The organism is Burkholderia reimsis (assembly GCF_003294055.1).
Lineage (GTDB): Bacteria > Pseudomonadota > Gammaproteobacteria > Burkholderiales > Burkholderiaceae > Burkholderia > Burkholderia cepacia.
In genome coordinates, this window is the sequence record NZ_QMFZ01000001.1 from 524,119 (window position 1) to 541,190 (window position 17,072).

Here is a 17,072-nt window from a genome sequence, read left to right on the forward strand (position 1 = left end):
CCCCAATTTCGTGGAGAACTGTATGAATGTAACCCTCAACCCGGACGTCACCGTCGGCAACGACCTGCCGTTCGTCCTGTTCGGCGGCCTCAACGTGCTCGAAAGCCTGGACTTCACGCTCGACGTCTGCGGCACGTTCGTCGAGGTCACGCGCCGTCTCGGCATTCCGCTGGTGTTCAAGGCGTCCTTCGACAAGGCCAACCGCTCGTCGATCCACTCGTATCGCGGCGTCGGATTCGACGAGGGGCTGCGGATCTTCGACGAGGTCAAGCGCCGGTTCGGCGTGCCAGTGATCACCGACGTGCATGAAACGTGGCAGGCCGAGCCGGCGTCGAAGGTCGTCGACGTGCTGCAGGTGCCGGCGTTCCTCGCGCGACAGACCGACCTCGTGGTCGCGATCGCGCGGACCGGCAACGCGGTCAACATCAAGAAGCCGCAGTTCATGAGCCCGACGCAGATCGAGCACGTCGTGTCGAAGTGCCGCGAAGCCGGCAACGACCGCGTGATCCTGTGCGAGCGCGGCTCGTCGTTCGGTTATGACAATCTCGTCGTCGACATGCTCGGCTTCCGCCAGATGCGCGACACGACGGGCGACTGCCCGGTGATCTTCGACGTCACGCACAGTCTGCAGATGCGCGATCCGGGCGGCGCGGCGTCGGGCGGACGGCGGCGCCAGGTGCTCGACCTCGCGCGCGCCGGGATGGCGGTCGGGCTGGCCGGGCTGTTCCTCGAAGCGCATCCCGACCCCGACCGCGCGCGCTGCGACGGCCCGAGCGCGCTGCCGCTCGCGCTGCTCGACCCGTTCCTGCAGCAGGTGAAGGCGGTGGACGACCTGGTCAAGCGGCTGCCGCCGCTCGATATCCGGTGAGCGGCGCGACGTATCGCGGGCCCGTGCGCCTGGTGCTGTTCGACGTCGACGGCGTGCTGACCGACGGCCTGCTGCACGTGACGCACGAAGGCGAGTTCATGAAGAGTTTTCACGCGCACGACGGCGTCGCGGTCGCGCTGCTGCGCGCGCACGGCATCCGCACCGGCATCCTGTCGGGCAAGCACAGCGGCGCATTGACGTGGCGCGCGGCGCAGCTCGGCGTCGACGTGCTCGTGAGCGGCTGCGACGACAAGGGCGCAGGTTATGCGGACATCAAGGCGCGGCAACGGGTCGACGATCACGAGGTCGCGTATGTCGGCGACGACGTGAACGATCTCGCGGTCATCGAGCGCGTCGGCGTGTCGTATGCGCCGGCCGATGCGCATCGGCTCGTCCGCGCGCGCGTCGACCATGTCGCGTGCACGGCCGGCGGGCGCGGCGTCGCGCGCGAAGTGGCCGAGCATCTGCTGATGGATGCCGGGTTGTCGCTCGACGACGCGTACCGGCCGTTGCTCGAACAATGGAGCGGTCATGACGTCGTTCAATAACGGGCGGACGGTGCGCGTCGTGATTCCGGCGCGGTACGGGTCGGCGCGGCTGCCGGGCAAGCCGCTCGTCGATCTGGACGGCGAGCCGATGATCGTCCGCGTGCATGCGCGCGTGCGCCGCGCGCTGCCCGATACCGACATCGTCGTCGCGATCGACGATGCACGCATTGCCGACGTGCTTGACGCACGCGGCATCCGGTTCGCGATGACCGATGCCGGTCATGCGTCCGGCACCGACCGCGCGGCGGAAGTCGCGCGGGTGTTTGGCTGGCCCGGCACCGATGCGGTAATCAACGTGCAGGGCGACGAACCGCTCGTGCCGACGGCGCTGCTGAAGGCGTTCGCCGGGTTCTGCGGCGCGGCGCCGGATCTCGGTGTCGCGACGGTCGCCTGTCCGGTCGGGGAAGTCGCGCTGCTCGACGAGCCGGCGATCGTCAAGCTCGTCGTCGATCACCGCAGCCGCGCGCTGTACTTCTCGCGCGCGGCGATCCCGTTCTGCCGCGACGGGCGGCCGGCGGGGGCGGAAGGTGCGAATGGCTCGATCGGCGGCGTGTTCCTGCGTCACATCGGCCTGTACGGCTACGCGAACGCGACGTTGCAGGCGCTGGCGAGCGCGGCACCGTGCGAACTCGAGCAACTGGAAAAGCTCGAGCAGTTGCGCGCGCTGTGGCTCGGCATGCCGATCGACGTGATGCGCTGGCCCGACGCGCCGCCCGCCGGCATCGATACGCCCGACGACGTCGCCCGTGTCGTCTCCCTTCTCAAACGGCAAACCCATGATGCGACAGAACCATATTGAATCCGCCCGGCAGGTCTTCGAGATCGAGTCGCGGGCATTGGCCGGCGTGGCCGCGCGGCTCGACGCGAATTTCGAGCAGGCGGTCGAGATCGTCCTCGCGTCTAGCGGCCGCGTCGTCGTGTGCGGAATGGGCAAGTCCGGCATCGTCGGCCGGAAGATCGCCGCGACGCTGTCGAGCACGGGCACGCCGGCTTTCTTCATGCATCCGGGCGAGGCCTATCACGGCGACCTCGGCATGGTGACGCCGGCCGACACGTTTCTCGCGATTTCGAATTCCGGCGAAACGGATGAAGTGATCAAGCTGATCCCGTTCCTGCGCGGTAACGGCAACGACCTGATCGCGCTGACCGGCAACCCGGCGTCGACGCTCGCGAGCGCCGCGCGGGTTCATCTGGACATCGGTGTCGAGCGCGAGGCGTGCCCGCTGCAGCTCGCACCGACCGCGTCGACGACGGCGACGCTCGCGATGGGCGATGCGCTGGCGGTCACGCTGATGCGGGCGCGCGGCTTCCAGCCGGAACACTTCGCACGCTTCCATCCGGGCGGCTCGCTTGGCCGCCGGCTGCTGTCGACGGTCGACGACGAAATGGCGCGCGGCAACCTGCCGTTCGTGAAGGAGGACACGTCGACGCTCGACGTGCTGGATGCGATGACGCGCGGGCGGCTCGGGCTCGCGATCGTGAGGCGCGACGCCGGCTGGGGCATCGTGACCGACGGCGACATCCGCCGCGCGATCGAGCGGCATGGCGACGGCGTATTGCGGCGCACGGCCGCCGACATGATGTCGATCGAGCCGTCGACGGTGCGGCCCGGCACGCGGGTCGAGGATGCGTTGCTGCTGATGCAGCAGCAGCGGATCGGCGCGTTGCTGGTGGTCGACGGCGGTGACGTCGTCGGCGTGTTCAAGAAATAGCGAACGGGCGGCTCCCGCGGCGTCGGGTGACGCGCGGGAAGCGTGCCGGCACACCGGCGCGCTATTGCAGGCTTTGCGTCAGCGTGCCGGATGCCGCGTCCTGGCGGAACCGGCGCACGCGCAGGAACGTGATGAAATTCGAGTCGTGCTGGCTTGCCGCGCCGCCTTCCGGGTCGTCGAACGCGACACGCAGCACCGCGACGAGGTCGCTGCCGTCGAATTGCCAGTCGACGTACTGGAAACCGTGCCGTTTCGTGTCGGCGTGCTGCAACACGACGCGCCGCGCGGTCCACTGCCGCAGATCGGGCGACGACAGCAGCACCAGCGTGTTGCGCATACGTTCGAGGTTCATCCGCCCGGCGCGCTTCGGCACCGCGTTCGTGATCGTCCAGTATTGCTTCGACTGCGGATCGAAGCGGATCGTGAATTTCTTGCCGGCGCCGGGCAGGTCGACGAAATCGCGTGCGGGGTCGAACGACAGCGTGCGGCCGTCGTTGCCCGTCGCCACCAGCGCGGCCTTCTCCGGGCCGTTGGGGGTGTTCACGCGCAGCATGACGGCGGGCGCGGCGCCTTGCCGGCCGACCACGTTGCCTTCTTCCCATGACTGGAATTTGCCGTCGAGCCAGCGCTTGTCCGACGGCAGGTGCGCGGACACGCGCCAGTTGCGCGCGTCGAGCAGGTCGCGATCGACCGGCGCGGACAGGACCAGCGCGCGCAGGTCGCCGTCCTCGACGCTTTCATAGGCGCGCCACACGCGCCCGCGATCGACGAGCACCGGCACCGGCCCGGTGATGTAGCGCCCCGCATACGGCAGCAGCCCGGTGGACGCGTCGACCGGCGTGGTCCAGGTTTCGCCGCCGTCGTCGGAGCGGCGAATCGTCGGCGTGCCCATCGAGCGGTTGGTGCCCATCAGGTACAGCGCACCGTTCAGCACGAACAGCGACGACCAGTACTGATCCGGCACGTCGCCGAGCTTCGACCAGGTCGTGCCCTTGTCGTGCGACGTGAACACGGACACCTCGTTCTGCGCCGACGCGGCGCCGAACGTATCGAAGCTCGCGACGTAGTCGCCGTTCGGCAGCACGGCCAGCGACGGCGAGCCGAGATACACGCGCGTGGCGGCCCGGCTGTGCGCGATCACCTCGCCGGGCGGCGCGGGCACGGCTTGCGCGTGCGCCGCCGTCGCCATGCAGCCCACGCAGCCCACGCACAGCGCGGCGATCAGCGACCGTTTCAGCGCGTGGAACGTCGAAGCAGGTCGAAGTGAGTTCATGTCAGGTGCGCGAGCGGCTTGCCGCCGGACGCGTTCGGGATGGGACGGGCAACCGTGCGCCGGTACGGCGCGTCCTGGTCGGCCAGCACGACGAACAGCAGGATGGTGAGCCAGAGCATGCCATAGAGCACGTGATACTTGAACAGCAGGATCGGCAGCAGATAGAGCAGATACTTGCGCCGGCCCTTGCGGCGAAACAGCATGACGAGCGTACCGAGGAACACGACGGAACCGGCGATGCCCGCGGCGAACACGAGGTAGACGTAGAACGAGCTGTCCCGCACCTGGTAGCCGCGCAGATGCGTTTTCCCGACGTTGTTGCGCTCGTCCCAGAACAAGCCGCCGCCGAACACGCCCGCGACGACGTCGCGCTCGGTCAGCTCGGTCAGCACGAGCGTCCGGCTGCCGACCGCATCGTAGTCGACCGACTGGTTCACGCGCTGGTCGTACACGCTGTAGAGCCAGGGCACGCATGCGAGCGCGACGACGACGACGGCGATCCGGGTCCGCAGCCGCCCACGCCCGGTGAGCACGTGCAGCCCGCACAGCGCCGCGCAGACGGCCATCGACGCGACGGAGAAGCTGAGCAGCGCGGTGGCGAACCCGACGACGGGCGCGAGCGTGATGCGCCGCTTCGACAACAGCAGGATCACCGCGCTCGGGACGACCGTCATCGCATAGAACGACGGTTCGGAATACAGGCCCAGCGCGCGGATCGAAATCAGGCTGTCGGACAGCGCCTTGGTCGCATAGAGCGCTTCGGAGTCGGCTTCGCGCACATAGCTGTCGAAGTCGACGAAGGTGCCGGTTCCGAGGTAGAAGACGAGCTGGAACGTGAAGAACGCGGCATGCACGTAGATCAGCGTCTTGCACGCGGTGTCGAGCGATGCCCGCGTGAGCACGCCGCCCGCGAACATCCAGTAGCTCAGCGCGATGTACGTCTGGATCAGCACGAACTTGATGAAGAAGTTCACGTAGAAATCGCCGAACGCGGACAGGATGAACGCGAGGCAGGTGCTGATCAACCAGTACGTGCAAACGGGAAACAGGTGGCGCTGCCGGTTCATCAGCGTCGGCGCGCGCAGGAAGGCGAGCGCGCAGAGCAGCACATACGCGGCGAAGGTCGCCCGCACGCTGAACGCGTTGAGCGAGAAGAACAGTACGCTGGATGAAAAGAGCAAGGTCGACATGCGTGTGCCCGATCGGAGGCTCCGGATCCGCTGCGTGCCGGGTGTGCCGGCGCCGCGCGGCGAGATGTCGTGCAACGCGCGGCAAGATGCCTGCCGGAGAGGGCAGGCTTGCGTGCCGCGTCGCACGCGGAATGTGCGCTCGTCGTCCGGGACGAAGCGCTTCGGCGACCGAGGATAGACGACGCGATGGCCAGGCGTGCCGGGATGTCCGATCCGGGCGACATTCTGTCCGTTCCCGGCGGGGTCGGCCGAGCGGGGCATGTGCCGGAGGCGGGCGACGGGCGTTCGCACGGCGCCGTCCGGGCGCAGCTTTCACGGCTGAAACGCGAACCGCCCGCACAAGAACGGCGAATACAGCTCGATCGCCGCCTGAATCGGCGCGTGGCGCCCATAGGCGGCGGCCGACACGGCCAGCAGCGAGCCGGCGACGAGCGCGCGGTAGCGTGCGTCGACGCGCGGCGTGCCGTGCCGCCACATGAACGCCAGCGCGACCGCCGAGCCGACGAGCCAGCCGGCGACGACTTCCGACGGCGTGTGCGCGTCGTCGAACACGCGCGCGACGCCGATCAGCGCGCCGAGCGCGAGACCGACCCCGAGCGGCAGCGATCGCGGCGAACTCGCCCGCGGATGCACGCCACCGCTCAGCGCCAGCACGCACACCATCGGCCAGACTGCCGACGCGAGCATCGTGTGCCCGCTGATCACGCGGAAATGTATCGGGCGGATCTGGATTCCGCAGCCGGCATACAGCATCTTGGTCGCGCCGACGAGCGCCATGCCGGCCGCGAGCATCAGCGCCCACGATGCCGCGTGACGCCGTCCGGCCGTCGAGCGCGTGAGCCAGGCGATGCACACGACGGCCAGCGGCAGCGTCATCGCCGCGTCGCCGAGATCGCTGACGGCGGTCCACATGACCGGGTTCGCGATCGATGCCCGCCTGGTCAGGCGACCAGCAGCGCCGACATGCGCGTGGCCAGGTAGCTTTCGAAATCCGCGGCCACTTCAGGGTGCCGCAGCGCGAACTCGACCGTCGCCTTCAGATATCCGAGCTTGCTGCCGCAGTCGAAACGGGTGCCGTCGTAGCGATGGGCGAGCACCTGCTCGTCCGACAGCAACGACTGGATCGCGTCCGTCAGCTGCAATTCGCCGCCGGCACCGGGCCGCAGTGCGCGCAGATGCTCGAACACCTTCGGCTTCAGCACGTAACGGCCCACCACGCCGAAATTCGACGGCGCCTTGGCCGGCTCCGGCTTCTCGACGATGCCGGACAGCTTGAACAGGTTGTCCTCCCAGCGCTTGCCTTCGATCACGCCGTACGACCTCGATGCGTCGGGCGCGATTTCCTCCACGCCGATCACCGACGCGTGATAGTGATCGAACACGTCGATCATCTGGCGCAGCACGGGCGTCGGGCCGTCGAGCAGGTCGTCGGCGAGGATCACCGCGAACGGCTGGTCGCCGACCAGCTTCTCCGCGCACAGCACGGCATGGCCGAGCCCCAGCGCTTCGGCCTGACGCACGTAGAAGCAGTCGACGTGGCTCGGCTTGATGCCGCGCACCAGCGACAGCAGCTTTTCCTTGCCGCGCGCTTCGAGCTCGGCCTCGATCTCGTAGGACTTGTCGAAGTGGTCCTCGATCGCGCGCTTGCTGCGCCCGGTCACGAAAATCATTTCGGTGATGCCCGCGTCGATCGCTTCCTCGACCGCATACTGGATCAGCGGCTTGTCCACGACCGGCAGCATTTCTTTCGGACTGGCTTTGGTCGCCGGCAGAAATCGCGTACCGAGACCGGCAACCGGAAATACGGCTTTCGTCACTTTCAACATGATTTTCGAATTCCATCCGTTCAGGATCAGGCATCAACAATGCCGAGGGAAGGTGGCGATGCGCGCGTGCAATCGTCGCTCGCCGGTGCCATATCGTTCGCGCGGCCGGACCCGCGCCGTTCGACAATCGTATGGGCGTTCCCGTTTCGAGTGGCGACCGAATCTAGGCCGAATCCGACAGGGATGAATGGCGAATGGTGAATTGCAATTGCCGATTTCGAATATGTCGGATGCCATCTAGGAATTGTCGGCATGACGTCGATTGCCTGACATAGATTCAGGCATCCATTACTGGACGGCTGGTCGCGGCGCCGCGCGTGCGGTATGCGACGACCGCCGTCGGCTCAGGAGCAGTCATGACCGGACAGGGCGATATCTTCGATGCAATTGCGGAATTCAACCGGGCGTATCTCGTGCTCGCGCAGCGCATATTGCGTATCGATTACGAACAAGGCAAGCGGCAATTGGGTATCTCGGATGCCATTGCTGCATCGATCGACGCGTTGACGCTGGATCAGATCGATGAACTCGCGGCCGGCGGCGAGCTGGTTTGTGAATTTCGTGCCGAAAACGCGCCGGGCCGCGCGTGATTCGTTTTCCGGTTTTCCCGAATGGATGTTCCGGTCGCGCCTTTTCACGAGATTGCACCGTCGCGGCCGTTCGTCGTTTTACATCAAGAGAATGTGGAGGAATTGCATGCCCGGTTATCGCGAATTGAAGGCGCAAGCCGATGAATTGATGAAGCGCGTCGAGGAAGCCCGGCTCGCCGAACTCGAGGCCGTCATACAGGAGATTCGCACCCGGGTCGCCGAATATGGGCTGACCGCCGGGCAGATATTCGGCCGCCACGGCGGCGCGGCGAAAGCGACGCCGCGAAAGAACGCATCGGCGCCGCGCTATCGCGACCCGAAGACCGGCGCGACCTGGAGCGGGCGCGGGCGCGAGCCGGCCTGGATCAAAGGCGGCCGTCGCGACCGGTTCCTGATCGAGCACAACGCCGGTTGAACGTGACGACTTTCGAATCCCGCTTTCCGGCAGCGGAGCAGCCGCTTGCGACGTGTGGGCCTGGAGATGCCGCGACGTGCGCATGGGAGGCCGGCGTTGCCGGTCTCCCGATGCACGCTGAGCTGCGGTGATCCCATCGAGATGGTGCGCTTCGTCGTCCCGTGTCGGTCGAAACGATGCTCGTGGATCACACGTCGGCGCAAACTGGATTCCGGAACCCGGGCAGGCAATGCGTCCTTTCACCGCGCCCCGCTGGTTCAGACACGGCACAGCAGCAAGTGCCCGGTCCTGCCCGCCTGGCGTCCAGCCGAGCTGAATGTCGGCCACGACGCTGCTGACGCACGGCGGAGCGCGGGACCGATCGGTCAGTGGGTCGGCGGAGCCGTACTCAGCTTCTCCGACAGCATTCGCTCGTACACGCCAAAGTGCAGATCGACCTCCTTTTGCGTGACCGGGGTGACCGTGATGTTGATCTGGTCGGGCAACAGGCCCAGCACAACCGCAACCGCGGCTTCAAGTTGCGGCGCACAAACCTTGTCCTCCGCCATCGTCGTGCCGACCAGCACGTCGTAGGTCTGTTCATGCCGGCAGACGACCTCGACGAGTCGTGCCCGCGCGCTCATGTTGTTGTCGATCGCGAGCCTGACGACCTCGGTCACAGTACGCATCGTCTCGGTCGGAAAGCCCTTCGTCGAGCATAGCCGGATACGATGCCTGCCCAGCGTAAGCCAGTCCGTGTCGAATTCCATGGCGTCCTCCGCATGCAGTTCCAAGCCGCTGCGATGATAGGTTCCAGCACCGGAATTTCAAGTGCAAAAATCTGCCGACGGACCTTGAAATTTTTCGCAGAGTGTCTATCTTGAGTTTCGCTCAGGCAGACGCGCGGGCCTCCGGATCCCGCGTGCTGCGTGTTTCTATTTGTTTGCCGGCAGTCTGGCAGGCGAACTGGAGCGCGTAGGCCCGTTCGCCCCCCGGCTGCATTCAAGGAGGATACGATCGTGAGCGATCTTTACTTCGGAACCGACCTCTTCAGCGAATTAGACCGCCTGCAGCAGCAGATGGCGCAACGCTTCGGCGGCTTCCCGTCCAGCATCCGCGCTGGCCGGCTGGGCGCGTTTCCTCAGATCAATATCGGTGCGACCGACGAGTCGATCGAGATCGTTGCCTTTGCCCCGGGCATCAACGCCACCGAACTCGACGTATCGATCGACAAGGGCTTGCTGACCATCAGCGGTGAACGCAAATCGACACAGCCCGACACGGGAAGCGCGACGCGTACGTATGCGCAGGAGCGCTTTGCCGGTGCCTTCAGACGCGTCATCGAGCTGCCCGACACCGCCGATCCGGACAAGGTCCAGGCGCGCTACGAAAATGGCTGCCTGTCGATCAGTGTCGGCAGGCGCGAATCGTCCAGGCCGCGCGCCATCACTGTCCAGTAATCCGAGGAGCCGATCATGAATGACACGACCCAACTGGCCGAACGCGGCCCGTCCGCCGTCGCACGTCGCGGCACCGAACAACCCAGGCGCCGGATCACGCTCGTCCCGGCCGTCGACATATACGAGGACAGCCAGGTCGTCACGCTATGGGCGGATCTGCCCGGTGTGACGAAGGACAAGCTGGACGTCAAGGTTCACGACAACAACCTCTCGATCGAGGCCGAGGCGGCGGTGCCGACGCCGGCAAATCTGCGGCTGCAGCATGCCGAGGTCCGCGAACCGCACTTCGCCCGGACGTTCACGCTGTCACCGGACTTCGATACGTCAAGGATCGAGGCGAGCCTCCAGGACGGGGTGCTGAAGCTGACAATCCCGCGCCGCGACGAGGCGCGCCCACGGCGTGTTGAAGTCAGGACCGGCTGACGCGTCGGCAACGGCAGGTCGGCAACCAGGGCGGCAGCGATCGCGCTGCCGCCTGCGCGAACCGGGAGCAGGGGGCGGGTGTCTGATGTTATACAGGAGTCCTGTAAAGGACACGCGATCGATCTCCACGCGATTCCCGTGTGACGGATCGTGACCCGCCTGTCCGCACTGGACGGCTACGTCGCCACCGTCCGGATAGTCCGGAACGATGAGGTGTCGGCCGACCGGCATCCGCCGCGTTTCAGCGAACGCTGGACAAGCGCGACCGAAGCGCGGTGGGATGCGGTCGAGTACGCGGTGAAATCAGATTGAAGCTGAATCGGAGGACGCCATGAATACCGATTTGAAAAAGTGGAACCCCTTCAAGTTCCTTCGCGGAACTGCCCGCAAGTCCGATGCGGAAGGCACGGAAAGTCCGCCGACAGACGAACAGTGGCGGGCCTCGTGGCCTGACATCCCGCGACTGTTCTCACGCGACCCGTGGCGTGCAATGGAGGCGTTCTTTCACGACCCGTTTGCCGGCCGAGGCGTGCTCGAGCGCTGGTTTGGCGACTTCAGTTCATCGCGCTTCCAGCCGCGTATCGACGTCGTCGATGAGGGGCTGGTGCTGCGCGTGACCGCCGAACTGCCCGGAATGGACCGCGAAGATCTGAAGCTGAGCGTCGAGGATGGGGCAATCGTGCTGCGCGGAGAGAAAAGGCAGGATGTGCGCGACGAGGAAAACGGCTGCTACCGGCTGGAGCGCGCCCATGGAAGCTTCATGCGCACGATCCCGATGCCTGAAAACGCCGACCCCGACCACACCCTGGCAAAGTTTGACAACGGTGTGCTCACGTTGACCGTGCCGAAATCGGAGCCGGTGCAGTCCGCCAGTCGCACGATCGATATCGGCTAGGGCAAGCACGCAAAGATCCCGCATCGCCGGGCTCGCTTCGGGCGCAATACGCTGCAGGAGGTGTCATATGCAAACGGACAACGTCATCGCGTATCACGGCTGCGAGGTCCGGCCGGTGGTAACCGCCACCGGAAACAGCCGCTACGCTGCGGCGGCCATGGTTACCGACCGGGCCGACGAAACACGCACGCTCGGCGTCGATGGCGATTTCGCCAATGCCCAGGAGGCACGCGATGAAGCGCTGGAGCTTGCCGTCGCATGGATCCAGCAACGCTCGGTCGTTTCGGAGCGGTATGTCCGGCGGATCTAGCGTGCCGGTCGAAAGCCGAGGGCCGGGCGCGAAGCAGGCACCTGCGGAATTGATGGTCGATTCGTTCCCGGTTCCGATGGCTACGGCCGGTTAGCGACCGTGAATACAAGCGACGAGAAAGGGTAGGGTCGATGCCGGGCCGATAACAAGAGATTTCATGACGTCACGGCTTATGATAGGGAGTTGCGCTTACCTTGCTCATGCCCCTGACAGGGCGCCTCAATGGATTGCGGGAGCAAAGAAGCGCGATCGTTTTTTGAACAAACAATGAGTCGAGTCGTCGATTGAGCACAAAGCCGCTAACCCTGGAAAACGGGAAATACTGGGCGACGTGTCGCGAGCGAACGGTTTTCGCTGCCACGGCAAATGGATATGGTGATGTCTTTCCCGGTGCAGAGGTGATCGTCAAGGACGGATGGGCTACCTTCACCCGCGACGGCGTCGAGGTGTGGAACTGCAGTGCACGTTATGCAGCTGCACACTTCGACGTTCAGGCTGCTTAGGAGAATCCGCAGATGAGCCAGCTTGTTCAGATTGCGCCCGGCGTTGTGTTCTCATCTGATGTGCTTGGCGTCGATTGGGCGCGGAAATATCGACAGGGCGACGGCGATGCACAGCCCACGGACCGGCAGGACCTGGCGGCAAAGGAAAGCGATCAGACAGGTCGCACAAGCATGCCGGCTCAGTTGTCGTTGTTGTAGAGAACCGCCGATCGCAGGCACCTTGCGCCTGTCGCGCCTTCGCGTTGCCGCCGACGTTCGCTCCTGCGCCGATGCCCGACGCAGGCACCTGTTTCTTCTGCAAGTGAGTGCCGGGCCTGACCAAACGTCAACGGGAAGCGCGCGCGAGCGCGAGGTCGCGCTTCCGTTCCGACCGCTTCTTACGCGTCTTTCAGCCAGGGCATTTCCACGGGTGACACGACCAGCTGCCGGAATTCGCGTTTCAGATCGAAGATGAACCCGACCAGGATCATGGATTCGGCGTAAGGAATCGGAAAGACATGCGGATTTTCCGGAGTCCGCAGGGGGCGCTCGGGCGTGTCGGCGGTCGCTGCGGCGTTCTCGCGAACGCTTTCCAGTTCTTCAGCCATGGCCGGGTCACCGACTTTCAACACACGGTTGCGCAGGTCGCTGAAGGGCTCGATGCGCGCAGCGTCTTCGTGGTATTCGGGTACTTCGTAAACGAACCAGGACATTTTCGTCTCCCATGAGAAGGGGCGCTATTCTAACGCTGCCCGAGGATCCACCGAAAATCGGCCATGTCGTGCGATGGCAGTGGGCGCTGCGAGGAAGTGGGCCTTCGAGGTGTGATCACCGATGCGTCTCCCTGAATCACCCGAAAACCGCGCGGCCCTGAACCGATACGTCGAATGGCGCTGGAAGCGCAGCAAAGCAACGACGCCCGACCGGAGCAGGTGGCGGAGACTATGGTCGAAGGGCATCGATGCTGAAGAAGCGGGCCGGTATCGCCGTGAAAGCGTGGTGATCGCGGGTGCGAGTACAACCCTGCCGGATTTCATGCATCTGCCTGCTGAAATGGCCGCGCTGATCGACTGGTATGAAGCGGGTGGAGACATGCATCCGGTCGAGCGGGCGGCTGAGCTGCACACGCGATTCGCGAAGATCCATCCGTTCATTGATGGTCGACCGCGATGGGCACCGGATCCGGAAACGTGCCGCCGACCGATCGAGGTCGCGCGGGGATATCAGGGAGCCTTGATTTTGCTGCGTTTTATCGGCGTAGATCGAACCAGATCCGCCAAGGCTTGCCAAGCGGCACCTGAAACAATACTCAGCGGTATCAGTCGCTTGCTGAATGGCCCTTCCGCGCCTCTGATACCTGCCCTGAATGAATGTGCCACCTGATTGGAATAGTGGGTGGCCCTCGGAATAGGGCGCTATTGAAACAAAAGTCGGCGCCGCCGATAACTGTCAACATTGACAGGGATTGCTTCAAATCGAGTGCTTGCCGACTCGACGACAGCACGACCTGACTGTAGACAGGCGGATGATCCGTCAAGCGTGACGCCATTTTGCCAACGTGGGCAGTTCGCGTTCGGTGGCCGTATCGTCCAGGCGGGTCCAGCTGTAAAACGTGCCGTTCCATCCCGGAACGGGCAGGGGCGCCGCGCATTTGACGTCGGCGAGGCCCGGCCGATAGGCCTGCGATGGCCAGAACAGCGGCATGATGCTGCGCGCCTCCATGCCTTGGCGCAATTCGGCCGGACCGTTCGCGTCGGACACGATATCGCAGTGAAACGACCAGTCCTCCTCATTCCAGGCGAGAAATACGCTTGGCGCGCCCTCGGCGTCGAACATCAGCACCGCGTCCTGATTGGGGCGCCAGTAATATTCGACGATGCCTTCCCGCGCGGCCACCTCGTCGATCAGTTTGACGATCCTCGGATCCCGGTAGGTCGACCCTGCTTCATGCAGGCTGATGTGCCCGCGAGCCGCGCAGTGCTTGCGCTTCGCGTTGTCAAGCACGGTTGCCAGCTTGCGCGGCATCTCGACGTCGGTTTTCTTCAGAAAGCAATCGATCAGTCCGGCGTTGAACGCGTCCACCGCCTCGCGCTCGTCGGCAACGCCGGTGAGCAGGATTTTCATGCAGTTTGCGTTGCGGATGGAGGAAAGAAGCTGGATGCCGTCGACCTCCGGCATCGAAAAGTCCACGACCACCGCGCCCACCGCCTCGAATCGGGCGGGATCGGTGAGCGCGTCCTCGCCGATCGCATTGCCGCCTTTTTTCTCCGCACCGAAATAGTCCGCGGCCGTTGGCGGCATCTCCACGTCACGCGACGACACGAAGTCGAGCGCCACCCGGGGTTGCGTAAAAAAGCGGTTCAGGTGTTCATCCGGAAATGCGCCCCGCAGCGCCTGCAGGAAATCCGGGTTGTCGTCGACAAACACCACGGACACGGGATAAAGCACCGGCTGCCTGACGAAGGTTTGCATACGAGTGTCGATAAATCAGCAGAAAAAGATTCGATAACGGAGACGCGTTTCCAAAAATGACGGCCGCGTTGCATGACCGGGCCAATTATCCGGCGAAAGTGGGATTTGCATCAACCATTTGTCAACCACTAATTTGGCATGTATTGACCGAAGCGCTCAACAGAATTGCACGGCGAGAATCTGGCCATTCCTTCTCGTTGAAGGAATGCGCCGCTACCGCCAGTAGCGATTCAAGGAGTTATCCATGTTGACGCAAGACGCGATTCTTCACGTCCTTTCAAACGAAACGGCACATCAGTCCGAAAAAACCTTCCACCACGTGGTCGACATTTACCTCAAGGATTCCAATGCCTTCATGAATACCTATTTCGCACGCTACTTCGAATGGCAGGGCGTGTGCCGTGAACGCTGGTTTCACGAATGCATCCACAACAACCTGCTGGCGGCCGGCGGTTCGTTCGTGACGAAGCGCGCGCATCAGGAATACGTTCAGGAGACGTTTCCGTTCCAGCGGGTCGACTGCTTCCTCAATACGTTCGAGGTTCGGCAGTGTTCGGCATATCTGCTGTTTCGCTTCTACGTCGACGGACGACAGGTGTCGCTGGGGTACCAGCAGATCGTGTTCGCCGGCCCCGACAAGCGGATCAGCCGGTTTCCGGCGGGCATCATCGAGCGCGTCAAGGCGTATGAACTGATCCTGCCGTCCGCCGCGAACTGAAGGTGAGACTGCCTTACCCGATGCGATAGTGCCGGGTGGGCACCGGCGGATCGCGCAATGCCTGGTCCGCCGGCGAGCCGGGCTCCGGCAGCCGAATCGTGAACGTGGTCCGGACGCCGGGGATGGATTCACACGCGATGGCGCCGCCGAGCGCTTCGCAGGCGCGGCGACAGAAGCTCAAGCCCATGCCCGCGCCGCACCCGTGCGACTTGGTCGAGAAGAAGGCGTCGAAGATTTGAGGGAGCACCTCGGGCGCGATGCCCGGGCCCGTGTCGCTGAAACGCACCACGCAATAACCGTTGCTGCGATGCGCGTCGATCTCGATCTGCCCACGGCCGCTTGCGTCGATCGCATACAGGGCGTTTTTCAGCAGGTTGAAGATGACGAAGATCACGAGCGAGTCGGTTCCGGAGAACCGGAGGTCCGGATCGATCGCGCCGACCGACACGCGGTCGCGTTCTCCCGGACGGAAGGGAAAACGATCCACCGCGGCGTCGACACAGGCCCGTATCGGATAGGCCGCGAAGCCGTGGCGATCGAGGCGGTCCAGCGTAAAGGACGCCAGGGACATTTCGACAACGGTGCTCGTGGTATCGACCTGGCGCCGGATCGACGATGCGAGCGTCGGCAGCCGGTCCAGCTGCCCCGGATACAAGCTGTCGGCGCACAACCGGTGCTCCACCGCCAGCCGATACCCGCGCAGCAGCGCCGGCAGGACGTTGCGCAGCTCGTCCGCGTGCAGGCCGATCGCCGCCAGCGGCGTGGCCACTTCGTGCGCGACCGTCGCGGCCAGGAGATAGGGGCCCATCAGGCCATAGCGGACGATCGACGTCGCAAGAATCCCGAGACTCATCGCGATGAACAATACGCCCACCGGATAGAACTCGACGCCGTAGTTCACCGCGTAGTCGGTGGCCGCGAGCGAGTAGAGGCCCAGGCTGACGAGACATTGCGTGAGCAGTTGCCGGACATCTCGCGCGCGCGTCTGTTGCCGTGCCTCGATCAGGAGCCAGCCGCTGCGGCCGACCAGGAGGACGGTCTGCACGACGTGCAGCGGATGCAGTGGGCCCGCGTTGGGATACGGGCCGAAGAAATGCAGGCGGAATCCATCGACGACCCCATTGCCCGTGACCAGCAGCACGGCCAGCAGCACGCAAAGGCCGTAGGAGGCGAACATGAACGGCCGTTCGTCCCGACGCGACACGATCTCCGTCACGAAATGATAGAAGGTCGTCGGCAGGAACAGGATGAACAGATAGCCAGCCTTGACCAGCAAGCTGGCGACGTTCGCGTCGGTCGTCTGGAACAGGAAGGCCCACGTTCCCTGCCAGACGAAGGTCGCCGCGCACATCAAGGCGAACGGGACGGAGACCCGCGTGAGGCCCTTGGTGGCCAGCACGTAGAGGCCGAACCCGAGAAACAACGCGGAGACGAACGCGGGCAAGATCGAGTACATGATGCGTGAATCCACAATGTTCACTGGTCGCGCACCACTGTACTGTCCTGGCCGGTGCCGGTTGCGAGAGTAGCACGCAGCGGCAGGCGAGCGAGCGCGGGCGGGTTGGTCCACGAGGGTTTCGCGCATCTCGATTGCGGATCGTGCGCGTGGCGGATCCTGAATAGGATAATCGATCGCCGTCGTGATCAGGAACTGGCCATGGGCTAAAACTTTGCCGCATGCGAACCATGCATTCACGATTGCATTCGTTATTGCGATCGCGCGAACTATCGCCGTGACAAATGCCGGGAACCGCGCAGTAACAGATGTTGCGGCCGATCGGGTGAAGCGGGAATTCGAACAATGCAACAATTTGCCGCAGCCAACTGTTCGATCAGCGGATGAGTCGCCGTCGATTTTCAAACGATTTTTCGAAGCAATCGCGCCGATCGAACACGAAATCAAAAATAATC

At 64.4% G+C, this 17,072-nt stretch carries 22 protein-coding genes; 14 read left to right on the plus strand and 8 right to left on the minus strand.

Annotation, left to right across the window (positions count from 1 at the left end; translation table 11 throughout):
* Positions 1 to 22 precede the first annotated feature (22 nt).
* Genes kdsA through DPV79_RS02245 form a run of 4 tightly spaced genes read left to right on the plus strand, consistent with a single transcriptional unit; the run spans position 23 to position 3,128 of the window.
* Complete coding sequence (gene kdsA / locus DPV79_RS02230) at positions 23 to 868, plus strand: 3-deoxy-8-phosphooctulonate synthase (RefSeq protein WP_059555564.1); 846 nt, start codon at positions 23 to 25, stop codon at positions 866 to 868.
* A complete protein-coding gene (locus DPV79_RS02235) occupies positions 865 to 1,416 on the plus strand; it encodes a KdsC family phosphatase (protein WP_021158098.1) in 552 nt (183 codons plus the stop codon). The genes kdsA and DPV79_RS02235 overlap by 4 nt, the downstream gene beginning before the upstream one ends.
* Positions 1,400 to 2,215, plus strand: a complete 816-nt coding sequence (gene kdsB / locus DPV79_RS02240) for a 3-deoxy-manno-octulosonate cytidylyltransferase (protein ID WP_113044651.1) — start codon at positions 1,400 to 1,402, stop codon at positions 2,213 to 2,215. Before DPV79_RS02235 ends, kdsB begins: the two co-directional genes overlap by 17 nt.
* A complete protein-coding gene (locus tag DPV79_RS02245; RefSeq protein ID WP_113044652.1) occupies positions 2,193 to 3,128 on the plus strand; it encodes a KpsF/GutQ family sugar-phosphate isomerase in 936 nt (311 codons plus the stop codon). Before kdsB ends, DPV79_RS02245 begins: the two co-directional genes overlap by 23 nt.
* Positions 3,129 to 3,189: 61 nt before the next feature.
* On the opposite strand, the gene DPV79_RS02250 is transcribed toward DPV79_RS02245, so the two are convergent.
* From DPV79_RS02250 to galU, 4 genes are all read right to left on the minus strand, one after another.
* On the minus strand, positions 3,190 to 4,317 hold the full coding sequence (locus DPV79_RS02250) for a sialidase family protein (protein WP_165843483.1): 1,128 nt from the start codon (positions 4,315 to 4,317) through the stop codon (positions 3,190 to 3,192).
* Positions 4,318 to 4,397: 80 nt separating this feature from the next.
* Positions 4,398 to 5,591, minus strand: coding sequence for a hypothetical protein (locus DPV79_RS02255; protein WP_113044723.1), 1,194 nt, complete (start codon positions 5,589 to 5,591; stop codon positions 4,398 to 4,400).
* 312 nt (positions 5,592 to 5,903) lie between these two features.
* Positions 5,904 to 6,503, minus strand: a complete 600-nt coding sequence (locus DPV79_RS02260; RefSeq protein ID WP_113044654.1) for a phosphatase PAP2 family protein — start codon at positions 6,501 to 6,503, stop codon at positions 5,904 to 5,906.
* Positions 6,504 to 6,532: 29 nt separating this feature from the next.
* Positions 6,533 to 7,417, minus strand: a complete 885-nt coding sequence (gene galU, locus DPV79_RS02265; RefSeq protein WP_021158092.1) for a UTP--glucose-1-phosphate uridylyltransferase GalU — start codon at positions 7,415 to 7,417, stop codon at positions 6,533 to 6,535.
* A 356-nt stretch (positions 7,418 to 7,773) separates the two neighbouring features.
* On the opposite strand from galU, the gene DPV79_RS02270 reads away from it, so the two are divergent.
* The gene (locus DPV79_RS02270) at positions 7,774 to 8,007 is read left to right on the plus strand and encodes a flagellar transcriptional regulator FlhD (RefSeq protein WP_021158090.1); all 234 of its coding nucleotides are present in this window, start codon (positions 7,774 to 7,776) and stop codon (positions 8,005 to 8,007) included.
* 106 nt (positions 8,008 to 8,113) lie between these two features.
* A complete protein-coding gene (locus DPV79_RS02275; RefSeq protein ID WP_113044655.1) occupies positions 8,114 to 8,422 on the plus strand; it encodes an H-NS histone family protein in 309 nt (102 codons plus the stop codon).
* Positions 8,423 to 8,787: 365 nt separating this feature from the next.
* Here the strand turns inward: DPV79_RS02275 and DPV79_RS02280 are convergent, their stop codons facing one another.
* Positions 8,788 to 9,171, minus strand: coding sequence for a hypothetical protein (locus DPV79_RS02280; RefSeq protein ID WP_113044724.1), 384 nt, complete (start codon positions 9,169 to 9,171; stop codon positions 8,788 to 8,790).
* A gap of 249 nt (positions 9,172 to 9,420) precedes the next feature.
* On the opposite strand from DPV79_RS02280, the gene DPV79_RS02285 reads away from it, so the two are divergent.
* The 6 genes from DPV79_RS02285 to DPV79_RS02315 all read left to right on the plus strand — a co-directional run bounded on the left by DPV79_RS02285 (position 9,421) and on the right by DPV79_RS02315 (position 12,190).
* Positions 9,421 to 9,861, plus strand: a complete 441-nt coding sequence (locus tag DPV79_RS02285; RefSeq protein WP_059492804.1) for an Hsp20/alpha crystallin family protein — start codon at positions 9,421 to 9,423, stop codon at positions 9,859 to 9,861.
* Positions 9,862 to 9,876: 15 nt separating this feature from the next.
* Positions 9,877 to 10,284, plus strand: coding sequence for an Hsp20/alpha crystallin family protein (locus DPV79_RS02290; protein WP_059813378.1), 408 nt, complete (start codon positions 9,877 to 9,879; stop codon positions 10,282 to 10,284).
* Positions 10,285 to 10,434: 150 nt separating this feature from the next.
* Positions 10,435 to 10,596, plus strand: coding sequence for a hypothetical protein (locus DPV79_RS02295; protein ID WP_244321696.1), 162 nt, complete (start codon positions 10,435 to 10,437; stop codon positions 10,594 to 10,596).
* 19 nt (positions 10,597 to 10,615) lie between these two features.
* Entirely contained in the window at positions 10,616 to 11,179 is a 564-nt protein-coding gene (locus tag DPV79_RS02300; protein ID WP_059555574.1) for an Hsp20/alpha crystallin family protein, read from the plus strand.
* A gap of 67 nt (positions 11,180 to 11,246) precedes the next feature.
* Positions 11,247 to 11,489: a hypothetical protein gene (locus DPV79_RS02305; RefSeq protein WP_113044656.1), complete on the plus strand. Its 243-nt coding sequence runs from the start codon at positions 11,247 to 11,249 to the stop codon at positions 11,487 to 11,489.
* Between the two features lie 515 nt (positions 11,490 to 12,004).
* On the plus strand, positions 12,005 to 12,190 hold the full coding sequence (locus tag DPV79_RS02315) for a hypothetical protein (protein WP_059862793.1): 186 nt from the start codon (positions 12,005 to 12,007) through the stop codon (positions 12,188 to 12,190).
* Positions 12,191 to 12,369: 179 nt separating this feature from the next.
* Here the strand turns inward: DPV79_RS02315 and DPV79_RS02320 are convergent, their stop codons facing one another.
* Entirely contained in the window at positions 12,370 to 12,684 is a 315-nt protein-coding gene (locus DPV79_RS02320; protein ID WP_027792681.1) for a hypothetical protein, read from the minus strand.
* 121 nt (positions 12,685 to 12,805) lie between these two features.
* On the opposite strand from DPV79_RS02320, the gene DPV79_RS43225 reads away from it, so the two are divergent.
* Positions 12,806 to 13,354 (plus strand): Fic family protein, encoded by a 549-nt coding sequence (locus DPV79_RS43225; protein ID WP_244321697.1) that lies wholly within the window; start codon positions 12,806 to 12,808, stop codon positions 13,352 to 13,354.
* A 150-nt stretch (positions 13,355 to 13,504) separates the two neighbouring features.
* Here the strand turns inward: DPV79_RS43225 and DPV79_RS02330 are convergent, their stop codons facing one another.
* Positions 13,505 to 14,443: a response regulator gene (locus DPV79_RS02330; protein WP_059675325.1), complete on the minus strand. Its 939-nt coding sequence runs from the start codon at positions 14,441 to 14,443 to the stop codon at positions 13,505 to 13,507.
* 244 nt (positions 14,444 to 14,687) lie between these two features.
* Here DPV79_RS02330 and DPV79_RS02335 point away from each other — a divergent pair, with 244 nt between their 5' ends.
* The gene (locus DPV79_RS02335; RefSeq protein ID WP_021158078.1) at positions 14,688 to 15,161 is read left to right on the plus strand and encodes an acyl-CoA thioesterase; all 474 of its coding nucleotides are present in this window, start codon (positions 14,688 to 14,690) and stop codon (positions 15,159 to 15,161) included.
* A gap of 13 nt (positions 15,162 to 15,174) precedes the next feature.
* Here the strand turns inward: DPV79_RS02335 and DPV79_RS02340 are convergent, their stop codons facing one another.
* Entirely contained in the window at positions 15,175 to 16,617 is a 1,443-nt protein-coding gene (locus DPV79_RS02340; protein ID WP_113044657.1) for a sensor histidine kinase, read from the minus strand.
* Between the last annotated feature and the right edge of the window lie 455 nt (positions 16,618 to 17,072).

Coding starts and splice junctions, on each gene's coding strand:
- kdsA (WP_059555564.1), top strand. CDS start 23: ATGAATGTAACCCTCAACCCGGACGTCACCGTCGGCAACGACCTGCCG.
- kdsB (WP_113044651.1), top strand. CDS start 1,400: ATGACGTCGTTCAATAACGGGCGGACGGTGCGCGTCGTGATTCCGGCG.
- DPV79_RS02245 (WP_113044652.1), top strand. CDS start 2,193: ATGATGCGACAGAACCATATTGAATCCGCCCGGCAGGTCTTCGAGATC.
- DPV79_RS02250 (WP_165843483.1), bottom strand. CDS start 4,317: ATGGCGACGGCGGCGCACGCGCAAGCCGTGCCCGCGCCGCCCGGCGAG.
- DPV79_RS02255 (WP_113044723.1), bottom strand. CDS start 5,591: ATGTCGACCTTGCTCTTTTCATCCAGCGTACTGTTCTTCTCGCTCAAC.
- DPV79_RS02260 (WP_113044654.1), bottom strand. CDS start 6,503: ATGTGGACCGCCGTCAGCGATCTCGGCGACGCGGCGATGACGCTGCCG.
- galU (WP_021158092.1), bottom strand. CDS start 7,417: ATGTTGAAAGTGACGAAAGCCGTATTTCCGGTTGCCGGTCTCGGTACG.
- DPV79_RS02270 (WP_021158090.1), top strand. CDS start 7,774: ATGACCGGACAGGGCGATATCTTCGATGCAATTGCGGAATTCAACCGG.
- DPV79_RS02275 (WP_113044655.1), top strand. CDS start 8,114: ATGCCCGGTTATCGCGAATTGAAGGCGCAAGCCGATGAATTGATGAAG.
- DPV79_RS02280 (WP_113044724.1), bottom strand. CDS start 9,171: ATGGAATTCGACACGGACTGGCTTACGCTGGGCAGGCATCGTATCCGG.
- DPV79_RS02290 (WP_059813378.1), top strand. CDS start 9,877: ATGAATGACACGACCCAACTGGCCGAACGCGGCCCGTCCGCCGTCGCA.
- DPV79_RS02300 (WP_059555574.1), top strand. CDS start 10,616: ATGAATACCGATTTGAAAAAGTGGAACCCCTTCAAGTTCCTTCGCGGA.
- DPV79_RS02305 (WP_113044656.1), top strand. CDS start 11,247: ATGCAAACGGACAACGTCATCGCGTATCACGGCTGCGAGGTCCGGCCG.
- DPV79_RS02315 (WP_059862793.1), top strand. CDS start 12,005: ATGAGCCAGCTTGTTCAGATTGCGCCCGGCGTTGTGTTCTCATCTGAT.
- DPV79_RS02320 (WP_027792681.1), bottom strand. CDS start 12,684: ATGTCCTGGTTCGTTTACGAAGTACCCGAATACCACGAAGACGCTGCG.
- DPV79_RS43225 (WP_244321697.1), top strand. CDS start 12,806: ATGCGTCTCCCTGAATCACCCGAAAACCGCGCGGCCCTGAACCGATAC.
- DPV79_RS02330 (WP_059675325.1), bottom strand. CDS start 14,443: ATGCAAACCTTCGTCAGGCAGCCGGTGCTTTATCCCGTGTCCGTGGTG.
- DPV79_RS02335 (WP_021158078.1), top strand. CDS start 14,688: ATGTTGACGCAAGACGCGATTCTTCACGTCCTTTCAAACGAAACGGCA.
- DPV79_RS02340 (WP_113044657.1), bottom strand. CDS start 16,617: ATGTACTCGATCTTGCCCGCGTTCGTCTCCGCGTTGTTTCTCGGGTTC.